The sequence below is a fragment of the Pedobacter sp. KBW01 genome, from assembly GCF_003852395.1.
GTDB lineage: Bacteria > Bacteroidota > Bacteroidia > Sphingobacteriales > Sphingobacteriaceae > Pedobacter.
Genome location: NZ_QAJQ01000002.1, coordinates 191363 through 216442, shown reverse-complemented (window position 1 = coordinate 216442; position 25080 = coordinate 191363). Strand labels below are relative to the sequence as shown.

Annotated in this window: 21 protein-coding genes; 8 read left to right on the top strand and 13 right to left on the bottom strand. The window is 40.4% G+C overall.

Going from position 1 to position 25080, the window contains the following annotated elements; genetic code table 11:
- Positions 1 to 5 precede the first annotated feature (5 nt).
- The 3 genes from trhA to DBR40_RS02050 all read left to right on the top strand — a co-directional run bounded on the left by trhA (position 6) and on the right by DBR40_RS02050 (position 2263).
- Positions 6 to 635, top strand: coding sequence for a PAQR family membrane homeostasis protein TrhA (gene trhA, locus DBR40_RS02060; protein ID WP_124558140.1), 630 nt, complete (start codon positions 6 to 8; stop codon positions 633 to 635).
- 14 nt (positions 636 to 649) lie between these two features.
- A complete protein-coding gene (locus DBR40_RS02055) occupies positions 650 to 1330 on the top strand; it encodes a peptidoglycan DD-metalloendopeptidase family protein (RefSeq protein WP_233603762.1) in 681 nt (226 codons plus the stop codon).
- Positions 1331 to 1609: 279 nt separating this feature from the next.
- On the top strand, positions 1610 to 2263 hold the full coding sequence (locus tag DBR40_RS02050) for an energy transducer TonB (protein ID WP_124558138.1): 654 nt from the start codon (positions 1610 to 1612) through the stop codon (positions 2261 to 2263).
- A 7-nt stretch (positions 2264 to 2270) separates the two neighbouring features.
- Here DBR40_RS02050 and DBR40_RS02045 read toward each other — a convergent pair whose 3' ends face one another.
- Complete coding sequence (locus DBR40_RS02045) at positions 2271 to 2705, bottom strand: energy transducer TonB (protein WP_124558137.1); 435 nt, start codon at positions 2703 to 2705, stop codon at positions 2271 to 2273.
- Between the two features lie 61 nt (positions 2706 to 2766).
- Between DBR40_RS02045 and DBR40_RS02040 the strand changes: the two genes are divergently transcribed.
- Positions 2767 to 3159, top strand: a complete 393-nt coding sequence (locus DBR40_RS02040) for a hypothetical protein (RefSeq protein ID WP_124558136.1) — start codon at positions 2767 to 2769, stop codon at positions 3157 to 3159.
- On the opposite strand, the gene DBR40_RS02035 is transcribed toward DBR40_RS02040, so the two are convergent.
- Positions 3146 to 4012, bottom strand: coding sequence for a diacylglycerol/lipid kinase family protein (locus tag DBR40_RS02035; RefSeq protein WP_124558135.1), 867 nt, complete (start codon positions 4010 to 4012; stop codon positions 3146 to 3148). The two genes, DBR40_RS02040 and DBR40_RS02035, sit on opposite strands and share 14 nt — an antisense overlap.
- 57 nt (positions 4013 to 4069) lie before the next feature.
- Between DBR40_RS02035 and DBR40_RS02030 the strand changes: the two genes are divergently transcribed.
- On the top strand, positions 4070 to 5041 hold the full coding sequence (locus DBR40_RS02030) for an App1 family protein (protein ID WP_124558134.1): 972 nt from the start codon (positions 4070 to 4072) through the stop codon (positions 5039 to 5041).
- A gap of 76 nt (positions 5042 to 5117) precedes the next feature.
- On the opposite strand, the gene DBR40_RS02025 is transcribed toward DBR40_RS02030, so the two are convergent.
- Together DBR40_RS02025 and DBR40_RS02020 are read right to left on the bottom strand one after the other, a co-directional pair.
- Positions 5118 to 5486 carry a YccF domain-containing protein gene (locus DBR40_RS02025; protein WP_124558133.1) on the bottom strand — a complete coding sequence of 123 codons (369 nt, stop codon included), beginning with the start codon at positions 5484 to 5486 and terminating at the stop codon, positions 5118 to 5120.
- A 47-nt stretch (positions 5487 to 5533) separates the two neighbouring features.
- Positions 5534 to 6052, bottom strand: a complete 519-nt coding sequence (locus tag DBR40_RS02020) for a hypothetical protein (RefSeq protein ID WP_124558132.1) — start codon at positions 6050 to 6052, stop codon at positions 5534 to 5536.
- A gap of 80 nt (positions 6053 to 6132) precedes the next feature.
- Between DBR40_RS02020 and DBR40_RS02015 the strand changes: the two genes are divergently transcribed.
- Positions 6133 to 6486: a hypothetical protein gene (locus DBR40_RS02015; RefSeq protein WP_124558131.1), complete on the top strand. Its 354-nt coding sequence runs from the start codon at positions 6133 to 6135 to the stop codon at positions 6484 to 6486.
- Between the two features lie 45 nt (positions 6487 to 6531).
- Here the strand turns inward: DBR40_RS02015 and DBR40_RS02010 are convergent, their stop codons facing one another.
- Positions 6532 to 7731 carry a DUF1501 domain-containing protein gene (locus tag DBR40_RS02010; protein ID WP_124558130.1) on the bottom strand — a complete coding sequence of 400 codons (1200 nt, stop codon included), beginning with the start codon at positions 7729 to 7731 and terminating at the stop codon, positions 6532 to 6534.
- 96 nt (positions 7732 to 7827) lie between these two features.
- The gene (locus tag DBR40_RS02005; protein WP_124558129.1) at positions 7828 to 9270 is read right to left on the bottom strand and encodes a DUF1800 family protein; all 1443 of its coding nucleotides are present in this window, start codon (positions 9268 to 9270) and stop codon (positions 7828 to 7830) included.
- Positions 9271 to 9343: 73 nt separating this feature from the next.
- Between DBR40_RS02005 and aat the strand changes: the two genes are divergently transcribed.
- Positions 9344 to 9982: a leucyl/phenylalanyl-tRNA--protein transferase gene (gene aat, locus DBR40_RS02000; RefSeq protein WP_124558128.1), complete on the top strand. Its 639-nt coding sequence runs from the start codon at positions 9344 to 9346 to the stop codon at positions 9980 to 9982.
- Here aat and DBR40_RS01995 read toward each other — a convergent pair.
- The 4 genes from DBR40_RS01995 to DBR40_RS01980 form a co-directional block, all read right to left on the bottom strand.
- Complete coding sequence (locus tag DBR40_RS01995; protein WP_124558127.1) at positions 9979 to 10587, bottom strand: TMEM175 family protein; 609 nt, start codon at positions 10585 to 10587, stop codon at positions 9979 to 9981. The two genes, aat and DBR40_RS01995, sit on opposite strands and share 4 nt — an antisense overlap.
- Before the next feature lie 287 nt (positions 10588 to 10874).
- Positions 10875 to 11657 (bottom strand): DUF1080 domain-containing protein, encoded by a 783-nt coding sequence (locus DBR40_RS01990; protein ID WP_124558126.1) that lies wholly within the window; start codon positions 11655 to 11657, stop codon positions 10875 to 10877.
- A 65-nt stretch (positions 11658 to 11722) separates the two neighbouring features.
- Positions 11723 to 12040 carry a DUF2892 domain-containing protein gene (locus DBR40_RS01985; protein WP_124558125.1) on the bottom strand — a complete coding sequence of 106 codons (318 nt, stop codon included), beginning with the start codon at positions 12038 to 12040 and terminating at the stop codon, positions 11723 to 11725.
- Positions 12041 to 12360: 320 nt separating this feature from the next.
- The gene (locus DBR40_RS01980) at positions 12361 to 15252 is read right to left on the bottom strand and encodes a DEAD/DEAH box helicase (RefSeq protein ID WP_124558124.1); all 2892 of its coding nucleotides are present in this window, start codon (positions 15250 to 15252) and stop codon (positions 12361 to 12363) included.
- Positions 15253 to 15525: 273 nt separating this feature from the next.
- Between DBR40_RS01980 and DBR40_RS01975 the strand changes: the two genes are divergently transcribed.
- Complete coding sequence (locus DBR40_RS01975) at positions 15526 to 16536, top strand: type IX secretion system membrane protein PorP/SprF (protein ID WP_124558123.1); 1011 nt, start codon at positions 15526 to 15528, stop codon at positions 16534 to 16536.
- On the opposite strand, the gene DBR40_RS01970 is transcribed toward DBR40_RS01975, so the two are convergent.
- The 3 genes from DBR40_RS01970 to DBR40_RS01960 form a co-directional block, all read right to left on the bottom strand.
- Positions 16533 to 20066, bottom strand: coding sequence for a gliding motility-associated C-terminal domain-containing protein (locus DBR40_RS01970; RefSeq protein ID WP_124558122.1), 3534 nt, complete (start codon positions 20064 to 20066; stop codon positions 16533 to 16535). The genes DBR40_RS01975 and DBR40_RS01970 overlap by 4 nt on opposite strands.
- Positions 20067 to 20486: 420 nt before the next feature.
- On the bottom strand, positions 20487 to 21887 hold the full coding sequence (locus tag DBR40_RS01965; protein ID WP_124558121.1) for an efflux transporter outer membrane subunit: 1401 nt from the start codon (positions 21885 to 21887) through the stop codon (positions 20487 to 20489).
- 10 nt (positions 21888 to 21897) lie between these two features.
- A complete protein-coding gene (locus tag DBR40_RS01960) occupies positions 21898 to 25074 on the bottom strand; it encodes an efflux RND transporter permease subunit (RefSeq protein ID WP_124558120.1) in 3177 nt (1058 codons plus the stop codon).
- Positions 25075 to 25080: the final 6 nt, after the last annotated feature.

Sequence of the window (25080 nt, the reverse complement as noted above, 5' to 3'; positions counted from 1 at the left end):
TTTCTGTGAGGAAGCTAAGGGAACCTGTTAATTTCTTCACACACTTTATACCGGCTTTGATTGCAATTCCGGCAGGGTACTTTTTGCTTCAGAAATGCAATACGCCAATTGAACATACTGCCGCCTGGATTTATAGTATCGGTACTTTTATTCTATTCGGGGTAAGTGCGATGTATCACGGTTACCCGACAACGGAGTACGGTGTGCGGTTTTGGCAGAAATTCGACCATTGCTGTATTTACCTTATGATAGCTGGCTCTTACAGCCCAACAGCTTTACTGGTTTTTGATGACTGGTTAAGCTGGAGCCTTTTCGCTATTGTGTGGATTATTGCCATTGTAGGCTGTCTGCTAAAAATCTTTAACCGGTTAAAATCCACAGCCATGTCTTTATCAATCTATATTTTAATGGGTTGTTTAATTGTACCTTTACTTCAAAAAATGTTGGGTACACTGCCCATTGGTGCCGTAGGTTGGCTGCTTTTAGGCGGTATTTTTTACATTGGCGGCACTTACTATTATGCAAAAGACAAACAATTATCTAAGTGGATGCACAGTCATGAACTTTGGCATTTGTTTGTAATTGGCGGAGCGTTATCGCACTACATTTACAATTACGTTTATATTTTTAAGTAAACTTTCTGATGCATATGCTTGAACAGGTAATTGCAGCCAACCGTGACTTGATCCACAGGGTTGTGGATTTCGATCCGGCACTTGATCAACTTTTAGCCCTGGATTTTACCGCTGCCAATACCGAACTTAGTAACGATATTTTAGATAATATTGATCGGTTCACGGCTTGGATTGAAGAAAAACTTAAGCTAAATAACACGAGGTACGGCATTGGTGGTTATAATGAACACCGCACCATATATTCGCGCAGTGCACATTTTGATACCGGCGAAGAACCCCGGAGGCTGCATTTGGGAGTAGATGTTTGGGCTCCGGCCGCAACGCCGATATACAATTTCTACGATGCAACTGTTCAGAGCTTTGCCAATAACAATAACTTTGGAGATTACGGTGCAACCATTATTTTAGCTTATGATATTGCAGGGTATAAATTCAATGCACTTTATGGTCACCTGAGTCTCAATTCTTTAAACCACCTGGACGAGGGAATGTTTATTAAAGCCGGAACGAAATTCGCCGAGCTTGGCAACAAGGATGAAAACGGTTGCTGGCCACCACATCTTCATTTTCAACTGATAAAAGATATGCAAGGCTTAAAGGGCGATTACCCGGGGGTGTGTAAGTTTAGCGAAAGGGAAAAGTATCTGGCTAACTGCCCTGATCCGGAGCTTATTTTGAGATCTACTTTTTCTTAACGCAAAGATTTTTAACCACAGCGTACACAAAGAAAGGCACTGAGCACACAGAGCGGTTTTTAGGCAATCGTCATTTCGAGCCTAGCAGAGAAATCTATGTTTCTGGCCACGGATTCACGGAAGGCATGGATTGTTGATCTTATGTCTTGCCAGCAGGCTGCTCTTATTTTCATGGGCGCTTATACTTCTGTGTTTTCTGTGCCTCGGTGGTTAATATTAGCCTTGCTGTATAAACTAAGTCCGTCTCATGCTTTCAGCTTTTTTTAGTAAATTAGTCTTATGAAATACCTGTTCATTATTTGCTTGTTTTTCTGCTGTTCGTTGGGCATGGCCCAGGTGCAATTTAAATCGGGTAAAAGCGGTTTCACCAATTTCCTGAGAGATAATACTATTTATCCGCAATTTTCGAAAGACAACTGCATTCAGGGAACTGTGAATGTAAGTTTTAAACTGGATGAGAAAGGGAAAGTATATTTTTCGAAAATAAGTAAAGGAATCCTGTCCGATTTGGATGAAGAGGCCTTACGCTTGGTGCGATTAAGCAGTGGCAAATGGCAGGTGCCTGCAGGTTATGATACGACCGTTTCGATTGTTGCGCCAGTTAATTTCAGGCTTTCAGGCTACAATTGCGAAGGTAAATCAAATGAAGATATTCAGGAAGCCATTCGCAATTATCAGGCTGAAGAAGGTTTAACCAATTCGGTTATCAATTTCTATAAAAATATCGATCAGGCCAAGCCGGGACAGGAAATCCAGATTATGGCGATTAAAAGCCAATTAGGCATTGACGATGAATATCTCGACGACCGCATTAAAATGGGTTTAAAAAAGATAAAACAAGGCGATAAGCAAGGGGCCTGCGAAGACTTTCTTTTTGTTAAATACATGGGGAGCAAAAAGGCGGATGACTATCTGGCCAAATACTGTAAGTAATAGCTAGCTACAGTAAACAAATCCGTGAGGAAAGCGTGGTTATTGTGGCCACTTTTTTACCATTACACATTGCTGGTGTCCATTTAAATGATTTAGCAATCTTTAACATCTGCTCGCCAACTTTACCAACTTCATCTTTTACTACCCTTTCTCTGGAGATGCGGCCATCTGCATCAACTAAAAAAGATACCATGAACTGGGTTGATGCACGACTTGGAATAGAATCTAATCTTACATTAATCATTGCGCGATAAAGTTTTGCCTGGCCTCCTTCATTTGTGGCGGGGACATCATAACTGGTATAAATTACCTTGCCTGTTATAAGATCTTTTTTACCGATGCAATCCGTTTTGTTGTTGGTAGGGGTGATTGGGTTCTGATTAATAAAATAACCTAAAACAGTGCTTGCGAGAATTGAAACCGTTAACATTAATCTGAACATGGAGCAATGAATTTGAATAATGGCTAAAGCAAGATAACAAAATTGATTAATTTAGCCAACAATGAAGAACACCACCCGATTTTTTGCCTTATTGGATATCATCAGTATTGTTTTGCTGGCCAAACAATTTTGGCAGATTTTAACACACTTAAACGAAATTCCCGATCAGGTACTTTCGCAGGCCAAAGTGGTATTGCTGCTACCCTTATTCGTTTCGTTATTTATCTCAGCGGCAGGTTTAATCCTGAATAAGAAATTTGGCTTCATTACCTATTATATCCAGTTTCCGTTCCGTTTGGTGGTATGGGTATTTTCTATTGGTTTTATTACTTTTTTGCCCGAAATGTTAAACCTCAGCGAACGCTGGTTCGATATTCTGTTCCGGATCTGTTTTATTGCCGAATTCTTCAGATTGTATTTTACCATCAGGATTCATCGCGCTACATTTCGTTAGGTAGAATAACGGTAATGGCTGCAGGTATAATGTTGGCTTCAACTGTATTTACGCGGCCAATATATTCACCGTCTACCTGAAAATGGGCTTTGTGTTTAGAAGAAATTTTTACTGCTGCAGTTTGAAATACTTCTATTTTCTTCGGGTTGAAGGGAAGTTTGGTGATCCATATTTTTAAAATCTCCAGGTAAGAGTAATCCTTAACCAAAACCACTTCAAAAAGTTCATCATCCAGTTTGCCATCAGGATTGATTTTTAATCCGGAGCCATATCTGGTTGCATTGGCAATGGCCACCATAGCTGCTTTTGAGGTGATGGTTTCGTTTTTAAGCTTCAATTGTACGTCCATTCTGCTGTGGTTCCATAAGGCATGCCAGGTGGCTTTTGCATAGCCCCACATACCACGTTGAGGTAGTGTATCAAATTTTTTAACCAGGTAGGCATTAAAACCCAAATCGGATAAATGGATGCAGATTTCATTATTGAGTTTAACTACATGGATTTTCTGTTGCCTTCCTTCCTCCACAATCGCTAATGCCTGTTCTACCTCGGTTGGGACGCCCAGTTCTTTGGCCATGCCATTGGCAGAACCGGCAGGGATAATGCCTATTGGGGTGCCGGTATTCAATAAACATTCGGCAACCAGTTTCAGGGTTCCGTCGCCACCAACGGCCACCACACGGTCTGCCTGCGAACTGTTTATTTTTTGCTTAATCTTTTGTAAAGAACAATCTTTAGGCAATTCGAAAAGATCAGTTTCAGTAGTTTTTTCTTTAAAATAGGTAGAAATTACTTCTTTTAAGTTTATATCGTGACTGCCTGAGCCTGGATTTATGATGAATAGTAATTTCATTGGGTAGCTGATGCTTTTAATCACAAACAACTTTTAATAAACTCTGTTTTAATAACGATGAATAAATCGGTTAGTGTAAAAGTATATCACGGTTATGGGCATGCACATAATCTGGTTGTTTACGGCCATGTTTTTAAACGTAAGGCCAAAACAAGGCAGGTTTACAGTAACAACATCGTCGTTAATATTGTACATCTTTTAAAGCTGTTTATTTTAAAACCTTATGCTTTTGTTGATGTACGGCTACAGTTTTTTGATCAAACCATTTACAATAAAACAGAGCGCGATGGCTTTTTTAAATTCGAATGGAAAGCGGAACGGGAAATTCCGGCTGGCTGGCACCACGTAAAAGTAGAAGCGGTTGATGCGAACGGAAAAGTTTTGAACGCTGGCGAGGGAAAGGTTTATGTGCCGCACCTTACGCAATACGCTTTTATTTCGGATGTGGATGATACTGTAATGGTTTCGCATTCGGCCACCATCGGAAGGAGGTTGAGGGAGCTGTTTATTAAAAATCCGCATACAAGGAAAACTTTTCCTGATGCGGCCAGCCATTACCAGCAACTGGCCCTTTCACATACGGAAGCACAACAGCCCAATCCCTTTTTTTATGTAAGCAGCAGCGAGTGGAACCTGTACGATTACCTGCTCGAAACTTTTAAATTCAATAAATTACCCGATGGAGCTTTTTTGCTCAATACGTTAAAAAAATGGAAGGATTTAATCAGGACTGGTAAAACCGGCCACGAAGCTAAACTACTGCGGGTGATGCGGATTCTGGATGCTTTCCCGAACCAGAAGTTTGTGTTTTTTGGTGATAATTCTCAGCAGGACCCCGAAATTTATACCGCTATAGTAGAAAAATACCCTGAAAATATCGAAGCGGTTTATATCCGTAACATTCGTCCTGAAAAGGAGCTCGATACCTTGCAGCTGCTTAAAAGGGTTGAAGATAAAAATGTAAAAACCTGTTTATTTAATAATAGTAAGCAGGCGATTGAACATTCCAAATTGATAGGCTTAATTTGATGAATTTTTAAGGAGAGCAATTGTGGTGCTAGCCTGTTTCGATAGTTAGACTTTCTACTTTTTCTAACAGTTGCCTTTAAGAAATTGATTTACCAAAGGGGGTAAAAGCCAGATTCATTAATTTAAAATGCTGGCGGCCAAATGGAATGCCTACAATGGTGATGCATAGCAAAATGCCAAAGAACAAGTGGGTCAAAGCAATCCAAAAGCCTCCGCAGAAAATCCAGATCAGGTTCATGATAGTAGAAAGACAACCGGTATTGGATGTGGTATCGGTTATTTTAACACCAAAAGGAGCCAGGCCTACAATGGCAAATTTAAAGCATTGAATACCGAAAGGAATACCTACAATGGTTAAGCAAAGGATTAGTCCTCCGATAATGTATTCGAAGAAAATAAAAATACCGCCAAAAATAATCCAGATAATATTGCCTAAAAAGTTCATTGTATTTTTTTAGATTAAGATTTACTTTCAAAGTATTTGTTACAAGATCACTCTTCTTTTCCATGAATCATCGGAATCTGATAATCGAGTTTCCGGCTTTTAAAGAATGCTTTTAATTTTTGCCAGGTAATGATTCTTAAGCTATCCGAAAGCTTAATATCATTAGAAGTTACAAAATGTTTGCAGTCAAAGCAGATATCGAAAAAGGAACATTTATCTTGTTTGTAAATTAAAATACCGTGATGCGGCATAAAACACCTACCGCTTTCAAATGTTTCTCCTATTTTAAGGGGCATAATTAAAATGCTTGCTAATAAATCGATATCTTTTTTGTCGAGTTTCAGCGTTTGCTTTATAATTTTCTGATTTAGTTTTCCATTCTCGATTAAACGGGGGGAATAATCATCCTCGCTTATTTTTTGAGTGTAGGTTAGTGTATGACTAACAATTATGACAGAATCGGCGGCTGTAAAGGTTTGGTAAACTTTGTTTTTGCTCTTTTGTCCATATGTAGCCGATATTATATAGAAAAAGAGTACAGCTAAGCTGAGGAAGATTTTTTTCATGAGCATTAACAATTAAAACTAATATAGGTTTTTTTAATTCATTCTTTTGTAATTTAGAATACACACAAAAGAAACACAACATGAAAAAATTATTGATCTCTGCGGCTGCGGTCGTATGCTTTGCGCTTTCTTCCGCCCTGGCGCAAACTGTTAATGGTATCAGATTAACGGAACTAAAAGCCGATTATATCGAGCTTTCTTCAGTAAGTAGCACTTTTGAAGATAAATTATGGATTAAACTCGAGTACGGCCAAAAAGTTTCAGCAATGAACGATGCTTGTATTAAGGATGATAATGGCAAGCGTCTGGAATTTAATTCGGCTATTGATGGGGTGAATAAACTCAAAAACTACGGATATGAGCTTTTTAATATCTATACCAGGCAGATTGATAAGGATAGCAATAGGCCCGTTTACGTCTTAAAAAGAAAGTAAATTGTAAAACAATAGCTATGGGCTTAAGCCCATAGTTATTGTTTTTTATATAAAATCAAGTGTATTAAACTTCTTATTAAGGATATCTGCATTGTTCACGTCCAGCCATTTATCTAAAATAGTGCCGTAAACCTGCCGGAAATCGAGTTGGTATTTTAAGTCGCCCGTGTCCAGATCGCTCAGGTTAGGGGCTGCGTTAAAAATACCCTGTTTCTTTAATTTTCCGCCAAAAACGAACATGTTGTTGGCCGTTCCATGGTCGGTACCATTACTTGCATTTTGCTCAACCCGGCGACCAAATTCAGAGAAGGTAATCACCAATGTATCATCCAGTTTGTTGTTCGATTTTAAATCTTTTAAGAAAGCTGCCATCCCTTCGCTATATTGTTTAAGCAGGTTGCCTTGCTGCCCAATCTGGTTTACGTGGGTGTCAAAACCACTCAACGAAACATAATAAACCCGGGTTTTTAATCCCGAAGAAATAAATTTAGATACCGTTTTTAACTGATTGGCAAAACCACTGTTCGGATACGCCGATTTAGACTGATAAATTTTTGAGGTATTTTGGATATAACTGGCCGAAGATGAGGTTTCGATCATGGTTTTGTACAAATACCCTAAATTATCTTCGTCTAAATGCTCCTTATCGTTCTGTAGCATAGCTTTAAAAAACGGATCGTTGGTGTTACGGAATAAAGCAGCGGGATCTTTTAAAGCAATTCCTTTCTTGGTTTGTCCTTTCATGGCCAGAGAAAGCGAATCATCTACTTCTATGGCGGTGTAGGGGAATTTGCAGGTCTGGCAGTTGCTGTCCAGATAACGACCAATCCAACCGGTTGATAAAAACTGGTTACTGTCGCTACCGGTTTGCCAGATATCCATTGAGCGGAAGTGCGAACGGTCGGGGTTAGGGTAACCCACATCGTTAATGATGGTCATCCAGCCCTGATCGTGAATCTCCTGTAAAGCGGCCATGTTGGGGTTTAAGCCTTGCATGTCGTTGAGCTTTATTACCTCTTCGGGTTTAATGGCGATACTTTTTCTTTTCTGGTAATAAATATCGTTGCCAAAAGGTATAACCGTGTTTAAACCGTCGTTTCCGCCCGATAACTGCACCACTACAAGATTTTTGTAAAGGCTTAATTCGTCCAGCGCCATGGCTTCGAGTGGTTTCATAAAAGCCGGAACAAATAACGAGCCTGCAGCAACAAAACCTGTATTTCTTAAAAAATTTCTTCTGTTCATCTTGTTAGTTCTTTACTGGTTTTTGTGATCAATGGTTGATGGTTTAGTGTTTGAAAAACTACAATGAACTATAAGCCATCAACTATTAACCAATTTTTAACAAAGTTGATATTCGGGCATGCTGGTAATTTCGACTGCGGTACTCCGCAAACCTTTATTATCGCTCACCATTGAGGTTATTTTGGTGTTTAATTTAGGCTGCAACAGAAATTCGGTAAGTTCCAGCGGTGTTAAGCCTTTGGGCAGCGTATCTAAAAATTTGGGCCAGTCGGCATTTGCGTTTACATACGATTTTGGTTTGTTATTGGCATTTGCGTTACTGGTTGCCGTTCTGCTCAATGCAATTACAGCTTCATCTTCAGGATCGGCCTTACCGCTAAAATCAATTTCCCCATCGTTCAAGACCAGTGATGGAATGCGCATTCTGAGCATTAATGAGGAACTGTCGATCCAGCTTTGCCCGCCTGGCCAGCCTGCCACGTTGGGTGGATTAAATAAATATTGACCTAAGCTGCTTTGCAGCTGAATGAGCACCTGTGGTTTGTTGTAGGTAACATAAAACTCGCGACTTAAGCCTACTAAAAATTCGGCCGGCGATTTGATTTTTGTGCCCACATTTTCCGGTGCGTAAAACCAATCGGAGGTGAACATCTTTTTCATCATGGCGCCTATGTCGTATTTCGAATGGTAAAAATGTGTAGCCAGTTCTTTAATGTGTGCATCATTAGGATAATCATTTACAAAGAACTTATATACTTTCTGCGCTATAAATTGTGCTGTTTCGGGCTTTTCTAAAATAATATCGATAATGTTTTCGCCTTCAAAGTTGCCAATTTTACCAAAGAAAGTTTTGGTGCCATCGTCGTGCAGGTTCTTACGGAAAATGAAAGAACCATCCTTATCGTACATCCAGCCGGTAAACGAACGAGCCGATTCTTTAATATCCTGCTCAGTGTAATTGCCTCTGCCCAGGGTAAAAAGCTCCATCAACTCGCGTGCAAAGTTTTCATTAGGTTTACCTTTCCGGTTTTGCTGGTTGTTTAAGTATTGCAACATAGCCGGTGCTTTCGATACTTCGACCAAAAGCGTTTTAAAGCTACCTAAGGCATTTGCCCTTTGAATATTATTTAACTGTTGTGCAAAGAAAGGATTGTTGCTGCGGCAGGCAAAATGCCCATGCCAAAAAAGGGTCATCTTTTCTCGTAATGGTGCCTCTGTATTAATCATTTTGGTTAAAAAGGCAATATTAAGATCACGGCTTACCTCATTTTGCTCGCGAACGATTTGCTGACGCATTTTCTTTTCCTCGTCGGTAAGGTCTTTTTTAGCGTACAATCCTGCCTGTGCCAATAGTTGCCGTTTCGATTCGAAATCATTAACTAAAGCTATTGGGTCGTCTTTCTGTGAAGTCTCGATCAAACGATCAACAGTTTTTTCGAGATTTTTCTTGCTTAATTTTTGTAAGTCGGTATATGAAATCCCGAATCCGGCACGGTTATAAAGATGTTTAACTTTGGAGAAATTATCTTTTGCGCTCATAGTTAACGATTTTACAGTATGACTTATTTAAAACGCAAGGGTTTAATCTTTGTTTTCTTTCTTATTTTCGTCCATGTTTTTTCAATTGTTAGCTGATGATCCTGCTTTTCCCGATCCTGCCCTGGCAGAAGAAGATGGTTTATTGGCTATTGGCGGCGATTTAAGCATGGAAAGGCTGTTAATTGCCTATTCAAACGGCATTTTTCCCTGGTTTAGCGAAGGTGAGCCTATTTTATGGTATTCGCCACACGAGCGCTGTGTAATTTACCCAGATCGGATTAAGATCAGTAAAAGCATGAAGCAGGTTTTGAAGCAAGGAATATTTAAGGTAACGCTTAACCAGGCTTTTGAAGAAGTGATATTAAACTGTGCTACTACTGTAAGGAAAGGGCAGGACGGCACGTGGATTACGACAGAAATGCAGCAGGCCTACCTCAATCTGCATCAAAAAGGTTATGCACACAGTGTAGAGGTTTGGCAGAATGATAAACTGGTTGGTGGTTTATACGGCTTAAAGGTAAACCGGGTTTTTTGTGGCGAAAGCATGTTTAGCCACGTAAGCAATGCTTCAAAAACGGCGTTAATTTTTTTAAGTGAACATAATGTAGACCTGATTGATTGCCAGTTGCCTAACGATCATTTAATGACCCTTGGTGCTGAAATGATCAGTCGTGAAAGGTATATGGAAATGCTTCAGGCGAATGAATTTTAGTTCTGATTATTGCTGTCTATTAAATTTTGCTCACGCATGGCGTTTTCAATCCTACTGTCGGGTATAAACCAGATACACGCCACTATGAAGTACATTGCAACGCCGATCCATGGGTTTATAAAACTTAATCCAACCCCTGCAATGTAAAAAAGCAACGATATTTTTCCTTTGGCATCGTTACCAATGGCGTGTACCACCAACGAATGCTGGCCTTCGGTTCTTTTGATTACAATAACCAATAGGGTATAAGAAATAGCTGCCAGAAGAAGCACTGCCCCATATACAATAACCGGCCAAAGGGCAAAGTGATGCTCACCCATCCAACCAGCAGCAACCGGAAATAAGGATAGCCAGAATAAGAAATTCAGATTGGCCCACAACATTGGCCCACTTACTTTTTTTACTGTGTGCATTAAATGGTGATGATTGTTCCAATAAATGCCCACATAAATAAAGCTTAAAACATAGCTGATAAATTTAGGGATCAGCGGTTTTAAACTATCTAAAGTTTCGCCATGTTCGGGAACTTTAATTTCTAAAACCATAATGGTGATGATAATGGCGATAACACCATCGCTAAATGCCTCTAGTCTGCCTTTGTTCATAACGAATGTACCTTTAATCGTAGTTGCTACAAGTATCAACCAAATTAATTACAAAAACAAAATCTTGTAGCATTCGCCTGCGGCTTTCTCGGCCCGTATATTTATCAGGTGGGTGTCCCCACCCACCTGATAAACTTGTGAATTTTTTATGGCGTACAAGCGGTAAAATCGCCATTCTCGTTAATCCTTATTACAAACGAGGACTATGCTTTGGTTAGATGAAACTGTTTAAAAACAAAAACCTGCAAGTTTTAGCCTGCAGGTTCCTTATTGTTGTTTTGTTGCAATTATAATTCTCTAACCCAAATGTTTCTGAAACTGATTGCAGGACTTGGGTCGCCATGATCTTGCAGTTTAATTGAAGCAGGGCCATGTTTTTTATATTGTGGCGCACCAATATAACGGGTTTCGCCTTTTAATACAAAACCGTTTTGCAATAGCACGCCATTCAAGAACAAGGTAACGCTTGCTGGTTTTTGTAAGGTTCCGTCTTCATTAAAACGTGGCGCATTCCAAATGATATCGTAATATTGCCATTCGCCTGGTTTTTTGTTGGCGTTGGCCAAAGGGATACCCTGTTTGTAAACGCTTCCCGTTTGTCCGTTAACATAGGTTTTATTGTTGTAGGCATCCATAATCTGGATTTCGTATCCATCATCGCCACCGCCTGTTGAAGCTAAAAACACACCGCTGTTTCCACGTGCCTGTCCTTCTCCCGAAATATTAGCCGGAATTTTCCATTCCATGTGCAACTGGTAATCGGTAAATTTTTTATTGGTTTCGATATTGCCGGTTCCTTTTTTAACTGTGAAGAAACCATCATCGATGGTCCATGCAGCAGGTTTAGACGGATCTTTTACCGAGTGCCAGGCATCAAGATTACGGCCGTTGAATAAAATAATAGCATCTGATGGGGCATCTTGTGGCAATTTACCTGCAGTAACAACTTTAGGAACTGGTTCCCAAACCTCGGTTGTTTTAGGGTCTTTGGCCGGATCTGGTTTTTTATCTTGTGCCATAGCTTGCCCTGCAAATAAAACAGGAATAAATAATAGTGTGTATTTGTTCATAATTGTGGTTTAACTTTTTAAAGTTAACCAGTTTATTAAGAAATGGAAATTTGGTATTTAAAATTTTACCCCAGGTCATCTACAACATAGGTTTCGCTGATGGTAATTTCATCTGGCGCTATATCTTCTTTTCGCTGTTCTGCTAAATCGCGCATTGGGCAATAACCTGTAATGCCACGATATAATAGCCCTGCGCCAATTGCAGCGCCTGTTAATCCGATTAGAGGATGGGTAAAAACACTGGTTATGCCTTTAAAGAGGAGGTAAGCGCCCGTTGCTCCTGATAACCAACGTTCTGATTTGGACACGTTCTGAAATAGTTCGGGATATTTCCAGGCTTCTTTTACATTGGTAATGGCCGTGTTGAAATCTTGATTTGTCATGATGGTAGAGTTTATGTTCTACACTATAACAAGTAAAGGCGGATTGAGTTTGAAAGAATTTTATTTGTAGGCTAAACAATAATTATTTTACCACCTAAGGCATGTAAGGGGATTTAAGTTGGTCATCATCTCGACTGAAGCGCATCGATTTTTCATCGATAGCGGAATGGAGAGATCTATCACGGTTAGATTTAGCTTCGCTGAGCTTTACGTGGTTCTCGACTGCGTTGCACCTGATAGCTGTCGGTTCCGCCCGAAATGAGAATTCCGTTCAAGCCCATAAAAAAAGATCCTTCATTACATTCAGGATGACACCTGTCTTAGTTCAAGATCTCGCGGATATCTTCCTTACTCAGCGATTTAAAGAAACTCTCCTCTGTAGTAATGAGTGAATTGGCCAATGATTTCTTCCTGTTTTGCAAGGCCAGGATTTTCTCTTCAACGGTATCTTTAGCAATAAATTTGTAGATGAAAACCTTTTTATCCTGCCCGATACGGTGCGTTCTGTCTATGGCTTGTTGTTCTACGGCTGGGTTCCACCATGGATCGAGGATAAAAACATAATCAGCCTGCGTTAAATTTAAACCTACACCACCCGCTTTTATTGAAATTAAAAACACTTTCAGTTCGGTATTTTGCTGAAATTCTGCTACAATTTCGCCACGGTTACGCGTTGCGCCGTCTAAGTAAGCAAAAGGGATATTTTCGGCTTCAAAATGTTTTTTGAAAATATCGAGATGCTTTACAAACTGAGAAAAAACTAAAACCTTATGACCGCCTTTCAATACGTTATCGAGCGTATGGATTACGTTTTCAAACTTCCCTGAATCTGACATATATTCGCCATCGATCATTACCGGGTGATTGGCCAACTGACGCAAAGCGGTTAAACCCTGTAAAAGCTGAACCTGTTTCTGGGCAAATGTTCCATCATCCATACTTTGCAACAGATCGTTCCGGTAGGCCGATTTGGTTTTTTCGTAATATGCCGCCTGGTCTTCGCTCATATCGCAGTAAATAACCTGCTCGGTTTTGGGTGGCAACTCTGCTGCTACCTGTTCTTTCGTTCTGCGCAGTACAAAAGGTTTGATTATGGTTTGCAGTTTGCGGGCTTTTTCTTCGTCTTTTTTCTTCTCTATAGCCTGCACATATTCTTCAAAAAAGAAAGCCTGCGTGCCTAATAAACCCGGATTTAAAAAGGTTAACTGCGACCATAAATCGCTTACCGAATTCTCTACCGGCGTACCACTCAAAATTAAACGGTGTTTCGATTTGAGGCTCCTAACTGCTTTAAACGATTTGGAAGCAGGGTTTTTAATGTTCTGACTCTCGTCTAATATTACGTAGTTGAAGTAAAAGTTCTTCAATTCATCAACATCTACCCGCGTGACACCATAAGTGGTAATCACAATATCGTAATTAGCAAAATTGGCCACATCTTTATTACGGTTGGTGCCGGTATGCGCCAGTATTTTAAGTTTTGGTGTAAACTTTTTGGCCTCCGTTAACCAGTTGTAAATTAAAGAGGTTGGCATAATAATGAGCGAGGATGTTTGGATGCCCTGCAACTGATCATCTTCCTTTACTTTTTGCAGCATGGCCAAAGTTTGGATGGTTTTACCCAAACCCATATCATCGGCCAGGCAACCGCCAAAGTTATACTCGCGTAAAAAGCTAAACCAGTTGTAGCCCGCCTTCTGGTAATCGCGCAAACTTCCCTTAAAATGAGCAGGCATTTGCGTATCGGCGATATCTTCAAAGTCGGATAAACGTTGGAGCTTACGCTCGAGGGTTACGTTGGCCAAACTATCTTCGGCCAGATCGTTAATTAAGCCAATGTGATGCTTCTTTAACTTTAAGCTTTTGCCGGTTTCTGCCAAACTGAATAAACTGCCATATTGCGTAAACCATTTATCCGGGATAATGGCCACTTCGCCATCGGGCAATAAGAATTCGCGTTTTTTATGGAGGATATGTTGTTTTAAAGAAAGAAAAGGGATCTGATATTTGCCAAACCAAACCACGGCATTAATATCGAACCAATCGTTTTCTTCTTTAACCTCGAGGTCTATTTTGCTAACCCCAAACACAAATTTCTTCTGTCCAGTAGCTTGTTCAATCTCAAAACCCGAAGCCTGTAATATTTCAATATGCTCATTCACCCAGTTAATGGCAGCGTAACTTGGGTTTTCTTCTCCCGAAATTACTTCCAGGTTACTGAATAATGAACTCGTTTTTTTTAGTCCGAGCGATAAAAGCAGGTTGAATTGTTTTTTCTCCCAGTCTGCCGAACGTTTAATGCGGTGAAAAATATAATTATCGGCCGTTTTTTCCAGTCGAACGGTTACTTTATGCGCATTTTCTACCGGGAAAGTATACTCGCCATACTTAAAGTACAGCTGGATTTGCGAAAGGCCACCATCTACATACAGTACCTTAATTACCGGGATCGCTTCGAACTGTTCGGTTCTGATTTCGAAACCTTCGGCATAAACATGGTGCTTCTCGATTAAAGGAGCAACAAATTTTTCGAAATAGGTAGCCTCGGTGGTTTTGGGAATGGCAATATAGCGTTTGTTCAAAAACGGCTGTAACTTTTTGCCTTCAATATCCTGATCAAAAAAGTACAAAACATCGTTAAGCAATAACCAGGCAGGTTTGTTGCTAATGATTTGCGCTTCTTTAAACATAAACTCGATGCGCAGGTTCTGGTACTTAATGGTAGGGAAGTAGCGCGTTTCGGTTTCGTTTCTGCGGAAGTGAAAAAGGATAGAAGCGGGTTCGGCAGCGAGTTCGATTTTACGCTCAACCGGCCAGCCATCTTTATCCATTACATAAAGTTCGTTTTTGGTTTTCAGTATTTCTAAAGCCTCAGCCAGTTTCTTCTCTATTTTCGGACGTACATTTTCATAAAATTTATCGTCGAAAACTTTGGTGAAAAACTCGGTTGGCCTTATTAGTTTTTTATAATACTTTTTGATAATTGAATCCTGCTCAATGTCGTCCAATATTCTGATCAGTTTATAATCAATATCGCTTAAATAACTATTGAATTCTTCGGCCGTATGGGTAAAGATTCGCTGGTATGTAAAAGAGAAATCGCCTTGCGGATTTAGCTGAACGATGTGTGGTTCAATTAAATAGCCCAAATACTCATGCTTGCACAAAGAGTACACTATTTTACAGGCTTTGGAACTATCGACACGTAACATTGATGGGATTAAAATTTTTGCAAGCTAAGCGCTTAAAAAACTTTAAACTTACAATATTTTGGGGTTACATCAAAAGAACTGATGGTTTTTGAAACAAAAAAATCAATTTTCTTGAGGAACAATTGAAGGGCAATAATTTAACTAAATACTTAAATTAAGTTAGCGTAAAAACTGCATAAACATTAATCCTTTATAATTGGTTACAACTTATTATCTTAGCACTCGTATAACGGTTTGTTAAAGACCGTTAAGCTTAACGCACGACCAAACCAAATGAAATTTTTTTACCCGCTCTCTCTGTTTATCTGCCTGTGCTTTTGTAGCTATGCGCAAGAAATTCCAAGAAGTACACAATATATTTTTAATAACATTCTGCTTAACCCGGCTTTGGCAGGTATTGATAATTATACCGACTTAAAAATTGGTCTGCGTAAACAGTGGAGTGGTTTGGAAGGATCGCCAAGTACACAATACCTGTCGTTAAGTACAGCTATTGGAGAAGATTTTGTAAGGAGCAATGTAAACTCATTTGCTGGTAATGGCGAAAATCCGATGAGCAGGAGTTATGTAAACAACTATACTGCAGCGGAGCCGCACCATGGCATTGGTTTGGTAGCCATGACGGATAAGGCGGGCTTGATCAGGCAAACCAATGTGAATGTAACCTATGCCTACCACCTGGGGCTTACCAATGAGATCAACTTATCATTAGGTTTATCAGGCGGTTTTAAATCAATCAGTGTAGATGTACGCGGAATTGTAGCCGACGAATCAAGCGATCCATTGTTTTCTGCAGATTATAATAACAAAATCAGACCTGATATTGGCGCAGGTTTATGGTTGTATAGTCCCAGGTTTTTTGCAGGCGTTTCGGCCAAGCAATTAATCGGGAATAAAAACAGTGTAGTAAACAATCAGGTGAAAAGCAGTCCGTACCAATCGGCAACTTTTTACGGAACGGCAGGTTACAAAATATTCTTAGATGAAGATATCGCAATGATCCCATCGGCGCTGATTAGCTATTGGGCCAATGCACCGGCTACTTTTGATGCCAATTTAAAATTTGCCTATAAAGATAAATTTTGGGTAGGAACGAGTTTCCGTAATAACGACTCCTTTTCGCTTTTGGCTGGTTTCAATATTGCGTCGCTGGTTAACCTCAGTTATTCTTATGATGTAAATACTTCGGGATTACGCTCAGTGAATAACGGTACCCACGAAATTGTGCTGGGCATACTACTCAATAACCGTTATCAGGTAGCATGCCCAAGCAGGCAGTTTTAACGTAAAAGCGTAATGCTGCCACCAAGTGGTTTACATTCGGCCCTTAAATCGATCACATAATAATAAACGCCGGCTGGTAATTCCTTATCCCTGAACCTGCCATCGAAAGGTTTGGTATAGTTACCGATAGATTCGTAAACGAGCTGACCACCACGTGTGTAGATCTTAATATTGGTGCCTTTAAAATCGGGTAAGCCCCGTACCTGCCAAACATCGTTCATGCCATCTCCATTTGGGGTTATGGTATTGGTAATTTCTAAGTTATCGTGTGTTACTTCCACATGCACTTTGGTAAGCTCGCTGGTGCAGGAACCCAGTTTTCTGCGTACAAAATAATCGGCTGTTTTGGCAACTTTGAAATTGAAAATACCTTTTGTACTTTCTAAAAATGGTTTGCTATCGTCTATTCTTTCAAATAACTGATAAGTTCCTTCTTCGGGAGCAATTACCGGCAAAGTTATGTCCGAAACATAACAAACACGCAGGTCGTTTATCACCGGAGCAAGAATTTTAAAGGGTTCATCAACAATGGTAAAAGGCTCACTGATGGCGTAACCACAGCTTGTTTTATCCTTTACTGTTAAGCGGTATGTGCCCGCACCAATATTCGTTAAGTCTTGTGTAAACTGAACAGCTTCTCCTGCTTCGTTAATCCACTTAAAGTCGTAACCTGGTACACCGCCAATTACCTGTACACCGGTAACCGAGCCCCTTTGTAAAGAACAGCCATCTTTAACTGGTTTTCCGGTGTTTGGTACAATGGTAAGGAGAGGAGTAACTTCTATGGTGTAAGGGCCGATAATAAAGGGTGCACAGTTATTAATATCATAAGCGTACATGGTATAAACGCCGCCTGGTAAGTTTTTGAGTGATATAGAATTGACTGTTTTAGTACTTAATACAATGTTGCCAGCTTCATCTTTCCATTCATATCTATATGGCAGTGCAGAGCTAAAATCCAGGTCGATAGTTCCATTAGTCTGTCCGCAGGTTGTTGGCGATTCCCGGTGAGAAAAGTTATACACTGGCGGAGCAATAGCTGTTACGACAAAATCTCTAGGTACACGCGGGCAACTGGATTTGCTGTTGCTTGCCCATAACCTATATGAGCCTGGTTTTAGATTTTCAATTAATAATGATGTTCCTGCAGAATATGTTCCTTTTTTTACGGTTATTCCATCTGGTCCAATCCATTCATAGCCATCAGCATCAGTTAGGTTAATTCCTCCTATCGCTCCATTATCACTGTTACAAGTCACATTCTTTCTGATTGAGGCATCGCTGATTTGAATGGTATTATCGGTAATGATAAAAAAGGATGCAGTAGTAGCCGGACATTCACCTTCATCGGATACCACAATGGTATAATTTCCTCCTTCTACGTTTTGCAAATCGAGCGTTGCAGCAATTACATCACCCAATGCTCCGGTTATTGGGTCGGGTTTGTACCATTTATAAGTAACAGTGCCGGTGAAATCGGTAATTTTTAAGCCTGTAATGGCACCATTCAAGCTACCACAGGTGGCGTGTTTTGGTGGTATAGTACTCGCAATAATGATTTTAGGCTTTCTTTTCACTATAATAGGATCAGAAGAAAGGGTACAACTTGCTTCATCTGATACTTTTACCGAATAAGTACCTTCGGGTAAACTTGCCGGGTTGCTTCTGCTTACAACAGCATTTGTAGCGGTATTGATCCACTCGTATTTTAAAACTCCTTTTCCTCTTAAAACCTCAGCGGTAAAGGTAAAAGACGTTTGACCGCAAACGGGGTTTATGGGTAAAATGGTAGGTTTGGTTAACTTTTGGTCTTTAATGATGAATACAGTTGGAAATGGTTTACAGCCATCATCAACAGTTACTTCATAAGTGCCTACGTCCAGGTTCGAAATACTTTGTGTATTACCTTTTGACACGCGGCTACCATCTGTTTCTATTTTTACCCAGCTAAAGGTGAAACCCTCCCGTGGTTCGGGGATAGTGATTGATCCGTTGGCACTGCAGGTTACCGGTTCTACTATGGCTTCGTTGGGTAACAGCTCAGCGGTTGAAAATGGAGAGGTTGTAGCATTTAACAAACTGGCGGTTGCTGTAACCATTCCGCTTAGCGCGCCGTTGTATTCCCAACGACCATCACTACCAGCTTGTACTGTTGCAATATAAGTTTTACCCTCGCAAATGCCCTGACAGTTTATGGTATAAAACAACTCTACTTCTGAGTTTGGAGTAGCCCGGCCCGAAACATAATCGCTGCGTTTTTTCAAGATTTGAATATAAGGTTGAAGGATGGTCAGGGTTTTTCCGATCCCAAAATTCTTGTTGCAAAAGAAACTGTTGCGGGTAACTTTTACTGGTTTGGCTGATACTGTTTCCAATCCGAAGTTATTATTAGCAATTAAGTTTGCTTCAGCAGGAGTTGCACCGCCCACGATTCCGCTGGCACCTGCTTCTAATTTTACCCCCATGCCATTTCCCAGTACTACTGTTCCGGCAGCATCGGTACCAATGGCGTTGCCGGTTAATATAAAGTCGGAATTGGTTATCGAAACGCCTGTCGTCCGGTTACCGCCAATGATGTTATTACGTACATAAAGAGCACTATTTACCGCATTAACTTTTAATCCCGAAATTTCTAAAGCTGAAGAGGAAAGAAATAACGGGAGCTCATGAAAATCCTTTTTACCGGTATAGTCGACACCAATTTTATTGTTGATAACATTGATATCAAATCTGGCACTGCTGGAGTACGATGAACGGGTAATATCTACATTAATGCGGTTTGCGGCAATTACGTTGCCTTCGCCTACATTATCACCGCCAACATCCAATGCACAATCGTATAAATTGGCCGAAATACCGGTTACGTTGGTATTGGGAGTAATTCCATCGTAAATTATTCCGATTAAATTCGACTGGATTTTAATTTTGGTTGCTGCTACTGTAGTAAAGAAATAGTTATTCTGAATCAGGATTCCGTAAATGTTACCGCCAATTACGTTCCCCTTTCCGGCTGCGCCAATAATGATATTACTTGCACGGTAATCGACAATAATTCCTGAACCCTGCGCAGTGTTTACATTTTGCAAATTGGTAATGGTAGCAAAATTACGGATATACAAACCATATACTTCTACTCCGCTGGTGGGTACATTTGTACTTGATGATTGCCCAATAACCAAACCTGAAAAAGTGGTATTGGTATACTCAGGCTCTAAAATTACTTTCGCGCCCGAAACCCCAAGGGCAGGCCATGCAGCTTGTGAGGTTCCATCGATTACCACATTTGACGAAACTACCGGAAGTGCTGTGCGCAACCTGATGGTACGGTTAGCGTTATCTGTTGGGGTGCCTGGTAAATTAAAATTAATGGTAAAAGTAGAAGTCCTGTTGGCTACGGCAGCTTGTGTTAGGCCTTCGCGCAGGGTACCCGGACCGCTATCGGCATTGCTGGTTACCACATAAGTTTGGGCGTAAATATTCTGGAAGAAAAATAAGCCGGCAAATAGGGCTAAAAGTTTAGAGAGGCGCATAAAATTGTTTGGTAGCGCCAAAATACAAATAAACTGTTTAGTGGCTAGCGTTTTAGTTAAAAAACCAGGTTATTTTTTCTTTGCTTAAAGCATTAATCTTCGTTTTGTGAGAGAGAAAAGATTTTTCCCGCAGATTTAAGGGATTAAAGTTGCAGATAAAACATGATTAATATGGACCTCGTTTGTAACGAAGATCGTTGGGAAAGACGATTTTATCACTTTTACAAACACCTTAATGTGCGTCTCTTGCATCCGCGTTACAAACTGGAACGATAACTGGGCGCATAAATATTCCGACTTAAATCTGTGCCTTTTTCTGCGTTATCTGCGGGAAATACAAATAGCGCTTTCTTAAGTTATTCCAAACAAGAAAGGCATCCTGAAAAATCAGAATGCCTTTCTTTTACATTGACTTGTAGCTTATTTCCAGCCACCGCCCAATGCACGGTATAAATTAACTACCGATTGTAGTTTTTGCAATTTATCGTTAATGCCGCTTAACTGTGCTGTTAACAAACTTTGTTCAGAAGTTAACACATCAGTATAGTTGGTGGCTGAGCTATAACGCAGCAACTCCTTTGTAAAATCTACTGCTTTAGTTAACGAGGCAATTTGTTTTGCCCTTGTGGTTTCTTTTTCAGCTGCTGTTTGGTAAGCAAATAAAGCGTTCGATACTTCCTGCCCACCAGTTAAAAGAGTTTGCTGAAAGGCATAAAAAGCAATTTGCTGATTTGCCTGCGCTGTTTTTAAGCGGGCTTTATTGGCACCTTTTGCAAAAATGGGCTGGGTTAAACCTCCTATTAAATTGTAGAAAATAGATTTACTGAAGAAATCCTGCAATTGTAAACTTGATAAACCACCGGCAGCAGTTATGGTTAAAGCCGGATAAAAATAAGTTTTAGCCACATTCGTATTTTCAAAAGCTGAGCGGAAACCAAACTCCGCTGCAATTACATCCGGGCGGTTCTGCAGCAATTGTGCCGAAACACCGGTTTTTAAATCGGCGTAAGGTGTTTGCTGATCTAAGGTCGTACGGTTAATCGCATTTGGTGCTTTGCCAAGTACAACGCTCAATGCATTTTCGGCCTCTTTAATGCTTCTTTTTAAATCAGGCAGCGTAACCTGTGCAGCGTATAAATTGGCCTCGCTTTGTACCACAGCAGCACCATTTACTACCGCGCCTTGTTTAAGCTCTTTCATGGTTTCCACATCCTTAGTTCTCACTTTAATGGTTTCCTCGGTAATGGCAAGTTGCTTATCCAGCGCCAGCAAAGTATAATAGTTATTGGCAATTGTGGCAATTAACTGGGTTTGAACGGCCCTTTTAGCGGCATCGCTCTGCAATAAGGTAGCATAGGCGGCACGTTTGGCACTGCTTAATTTGCCCCATATATCGGCTTCCCAGGCAGTACTTAGCTGTGCTTTATACGTTTGGGTTTCCAGATTGATGTTAATCCCTGCTGGAAAGTTTAATGACGCCTGCGATTGTTTATTGTCAGTTACATTTACATCGGCCTGTAAGCTTGGTAAAAATGCCGCCCGACTTTGCTGTAAGGTTGCCTCGGCAATTTTAATCCTTTCGATGGCTTGTTTCAGATCTAAATTTTCATTTATCCCTTGTTTAATCAGCGATTGCAAAGTGGTATCCGAAAACAGTTGTTTCCATTGCAAAGCAGCAATAGTGGTCGTGTCTGTCGTATTGTTCTCGCGGTATAAACTCTCACTTTTCAGCTGCGGGCGCTCGTACTTTTTAGTTACGCAGCCACTAAGGCTTAAGATGGCTATACCGGTTAAAATAGAATGCTTATATGTAAGTTTCATGTTTTTAAAATTAATGTGGACTGTTAACCGCTAACTCGTACTCTTCTTCTGTTTGTTCGCGGTCAATGCCTTCATCAAAGGGAGATTTGTTACTTATTTTTTCTTGCAAAGTCTGGAAAACAATAAACAGTGCAGGAATAACAAATACTCCGAATATAGTACCGATTAACATTCCCCCAACAGCTCCTGTACCAATTGATTTATTACCAGCTGCACCAACACCTGATGATAACATTAAAGGTAATAAACCTAAAATAAAGGCAAATGATGTCATTAAGATTGGGCGTAAACGTGCAGTAGCACCATCAATAGCCGCATTGGTAATGCTCATGCCTTTCCGCCTTCGGTCTACCGCATATTCTACAATCAGAATGGCATTTTTGGCCAGTAAGCCCACCAGCATAATCAGGGTAATTTGAGTGTAGATGTTATTGTCGATACCAAAAATCTTATCGAACATGAATACCCCTGCTAAACCGATTGGCAGTGAAAATAATACGGCCAAAGGTAAAATGTAACTCTCGTATTGTGCCGAAAGCAGGAAGTAAACGAAGATTACACAAAGAAGGAAGATGAAAATGGTCTGACTGCCGCTGCTTACCTCTTCACGTGATAAACCTGAGAACTCATATCCGTATCCTGTTGGAAGGTGGATAGCCGCTTCTTCCTGTATCGCCTTGATGGCATCGCCAGAACTGTAACCGGCATTTGGGTTACCTGTAACCGCAATTGAAGTGTACAAGTTGAAACGTGAAATGGCCTGTGGCCCATACACCCGCTCTAAAGTAATAAACTCAGATACCGGAGCCATGGTGCCGCTCGAGTTGCGCACGTAAATGCTGGTTAAGCTTTGCTGGTTAGCGCGATACTTGGCATCGGCTTGGAACATTACCCGGTACTGCTTACCAAATTTATTAAAGTTAGAAGCGTAAACCCCACCGTAATAGCCTTGTAAAACGCCCAGTACATCGCTAACAGTTAAGCCTGCCTGTTTAATTTTTGCTACATTAACATCAATTTGATATTGCGGGAAATTAGGGTTAAAGGAAGTTGATGCGTACTGGATTTCCGGACGTTTACTCAAGGCTCCTAAAAATGCATTACCTACTTCGTTGAATTTCTTAATATCGCCACCAGTTTTATCCTGCAGTTGAAATTCGAAACCACCACCTGTACCAAAGCCCTGGATGGTTGGCGGGGCAAAGAAAATTACTTTTGCACCTTTAATGCCGGCAGCTTTAGCAAATAATTCACCAATAATGGCCTTAACATCTCTTTTACGCTGATCCCACGGTTTAAGCCTCGCGATAACCATACCGTAAGAGCTGCCCGAACCACTAATTAAACTCCGGCCAACTACCCTGAAAGTCGCTTCAACTTCTGGTACTTTACTTACAATATCATTTATTTTAACAATGATTTTATCAGTTTCTTCCTGCGAAGTTGATGGTGGTAAAGAAATATCAGAGAAAACAGTTCCCAAATCTTCGTTAGGTACGAATCCTTTAGGCGTGGTATTCATGATCCAAACCAGTACCACAGCAAAAACTGCAATGCCTAAACCAGCTAACCATCTTTTTCTACCTAAAAAGCCTACCGAACGTTTATATTTATGCGTTACGGCATCAAATGAGGTGTTAAAAGCGTCATAAAAACGCTGTAAAAAGTTTTTGCTTTTTCCGTGGTCATCTTTGTGCGGCTTTAAAAATATGGCACATAACGCCGGACTTAAAGTTAATGCGTTAATGGCCGACAAAATGATGGATATGGCCAGTGTTAAGCCAAATTGTTTATAAAATACACCCGATGAACCCTGGATAAAACTTACCGGGATAAATACCGCCGCCATTACCAACGTAATAGAAATGATGGCTCCGCTGATATCGTCCATAGCATCTTTGGTTGCTTTCTTGGCATCGGTATAACCTGCATCGAGTTTAGCGTGTACCGCCTCAACCACTACAATGGCATCATCTACCACAATACCAATGGCCAGTACGAGGGCAAACAAGGTTAATAAGTTAATGGTAAAACCAAATAAACTTAAAAAGAAGAAGGTACCGATAATTGCCACCGGAACACTAATTGCCGGAATCAGCGTTGAACGGAAATCCTGTAAGAAGATAAACACCACCAGGAACACCAGGATAAAGGCCTCAATCAGTGTATGGATTACCTTTTCGATTGAAGCATCGAGGAAGTTGTTTACGTTAACAACCGTTTCATAGTGAACACCCTTAGGGAAAGAAAGCGCAGCTTTATCTAAAGTTTTAATCGAATTGTCAATTACTTCTTTCGCATTTGAACCAGCGGTTTGGCTAATGGCAATACCCAATGCAGGTTTACCATTAAATTTTACATAACTGGCATAACTTTGTGCACCAAGTTCTATTCTGGCTACATCTTTTAATCGTAAAATCTGTCCGTTTGGATTAGCTTTTATTATAATATTGCTAAACTCGGTTTCGGTTTTTAAACGACCGCTATATTTTAAAGTATATTGGAATGCTTGTCCGCCTTGTTCACCAAACTGACCTGGTGCGGCCTCGATGTTCTGCTCGGCAAGGGCTACATTCACATCATTCGGAACCAGGCCATAAACCGCCATTACATCAGGCTTAAGCCAAATTCGCATGGTATAATCTAAAGTACCAAAAGCACTGGCATCACCCACACCATTAATCCTTTTAATTTCAGGAATAATATTGATGTTGGCGTAGTTCTGTAAAAACTTCTGGTCGTACGATGGGTCGTCGCTGTAAATAGCGAAAATAAGCAGGTTACTCGCCTGTCTTTTAGCGGTAATTACACCTGATCTTGTTACCTCTGCAGGTAATAAGCTGGTTGCCCTGGCCACGCGGTTTTGCACATTTACAGCCGCCAGATCGGGGTTTGTACCCAGCTTAAAGTTAACGGTAATGGTAGCACTACCATCGTTACTTGCACTCGAAGTCATGTAGGTCATGTCTTCCACACCATTTATTTGTTCTTCGAGTGGAACAACAACACTACTCATTACCACATCGGCGTTGGCACCCTGGTATGAAGCCGATACCTGAACGGTTGGCGGCGCAATTTCAGGATACTGCGAAATGGGTAAAGTTACAAGGCCTAAAACGCCTAATATTACAATTATAATGGATATAACTGTCGATAAAACGGGCCTGTCTATAAATTTCTTAAACATAAATAA

Excerpts from the sequence above, each read along its gene's own strand:
- DBR40_RS02055 (WP_233603762.1), top strand. The coding sequence starts at position 650 with ATGCTTGAACAGGTAATTGCAGCCAACCGTGACTTGATCCACAGGGTT.
- DBR40_RS02050 (WP_124558138.1), top strand. The coding sequence starts at position 1,610 with ATGAAATACCTGTTCATTATTTGCTTGTTTTTCTGCTGTTCGTTGGGC.
- DBR40_RS02045 (WP_124558137.1), bottom strand. The coding sequence starts at position 2,705 with ATGTTCAGATTAATGTTAACGGTTTCAATTCTCGCAAGCACTGTTTTA.
- DBR40_RS02040 (WP_124558136.1), top strand. The coding sequence starts at position 2,767 with ATGAAGAACACCACCCGATTTTTTGCCTTATTGGATATCATCAGTATT.
- DBR40_RS02035 (WP_124558135.1), bottom strand. The coding sequence starts at position 4,012 with ATGAAATTACTATTCATCATAAATCCAGGCTCAGGCAGTCACGATATA.
- DBR40_RS02030 (WP_124558134.1), top strand. The coding sequence starts at position 4,070 with ATGAATAAATCGGTTAGTGTAAAAGTATATCACGGTTATGGGCATGCA.
- DBR40_RS02025 (WP_124558133.1), bottom strand. The coding sequence starts at position 5,486 with ATGAACTTTTTAGGCAATATTATCTGGATTATTTTTGGCGGTATTTTT.
- DBR40_RS02020 (WP_124558132.1), bottom strand. The coding sequence starts at position 6,052 with ATGAAAAAAATCTTCCTCAGCTTAGCTGTACTCTTTTTCTATATAATA.
- DBR40_RS02015 (WP_124558131.1), top strand. The coding sequence starts at position 6,133 with ATGAAAAAATTATTGATCTCTGCGGCTGCGGTCGTATGCTTTGCGCTT.
- DBR40_RS02010 (WP_124558130.1), bottom strand. The coding sequence starts at position 7,731 with ATGAACAGAAGAAATTTTTTAAGAAATACAGGTTTTGTTGCTGCAGGC.
- DBR40_RS02005 (WP_124558129.1), bottom strand. The coding sequence starts at position 9,270 with ATGAGCGCAAAAGATAATTTCTCCAAAGTTAAACATCTTTATAACCGT.
- aat (WP_124558128.1), top strand. The coding sequence starts at position 9,344 with ATGTTTTTTCAATTGTTAGCTGATGATCCTGCTTTTCCCGATCCTGCC.
- DBR40_RS01995 (WP_124558127.1), bottom strand. The coding sequence starts at position 10,587 with ATGAACAAAGGCAGACTAGAGGCATTTAGCGATGGTGTTATCGCCATT.
- DBR40_RS01990 (WP_124558126.1), bottom strand. The coding sequence starts at position 11,657 with ATGAACAAATACACACTATTATTTATTCCTGTTTTATTTGCAGGGCAA.
- DBR40_RS01985 (WP_124558125.1), bottom strand. The coding sequence starts at position 12,040 with ATGACAAATCAAGATTTCAACACGGCCATTACCAATGTAAAAGAAGCC.
- DBR40_RS01980 (WP_124558124.1), bottom strand. The coding sequence starts at position 15,252 with ATGTTACGTGTCGATAGTTCCAAAGCCTGTAAAATAGTGTACTCTTTG.
- DBR40_RS01975 (WP_124558123.1), top strand. The coding sequence starts at position 15,526 with ATGAAATTTTTTTACCCGCTCTCTCTGTTTATCTGCCTGTGCTTTTGT.
- DBR40_RS01970 (WP_124558122.1), bottom strand. The coding sequence starts at position 20,066 with ATGCGCCTCTCTAAACTTTTAGCCCTATTTGCCGGCTTATTTTTCTTC.
- DBR40_RS01965 (WP_124558121.1), bottom strand. The coding sequence starts at position 21,887 with ATGAAACTTACATATAAGCATTCTATTTTAACCGGTATAGCCATCTTA.
- DBR40_RS01960 (WP_124558120.1), bottom strand. The coding sequence starts at position 25,074 with ATGTTTAAGAAATTTATAGACAGGCCCGTTTTATCGACAGTTATATCC.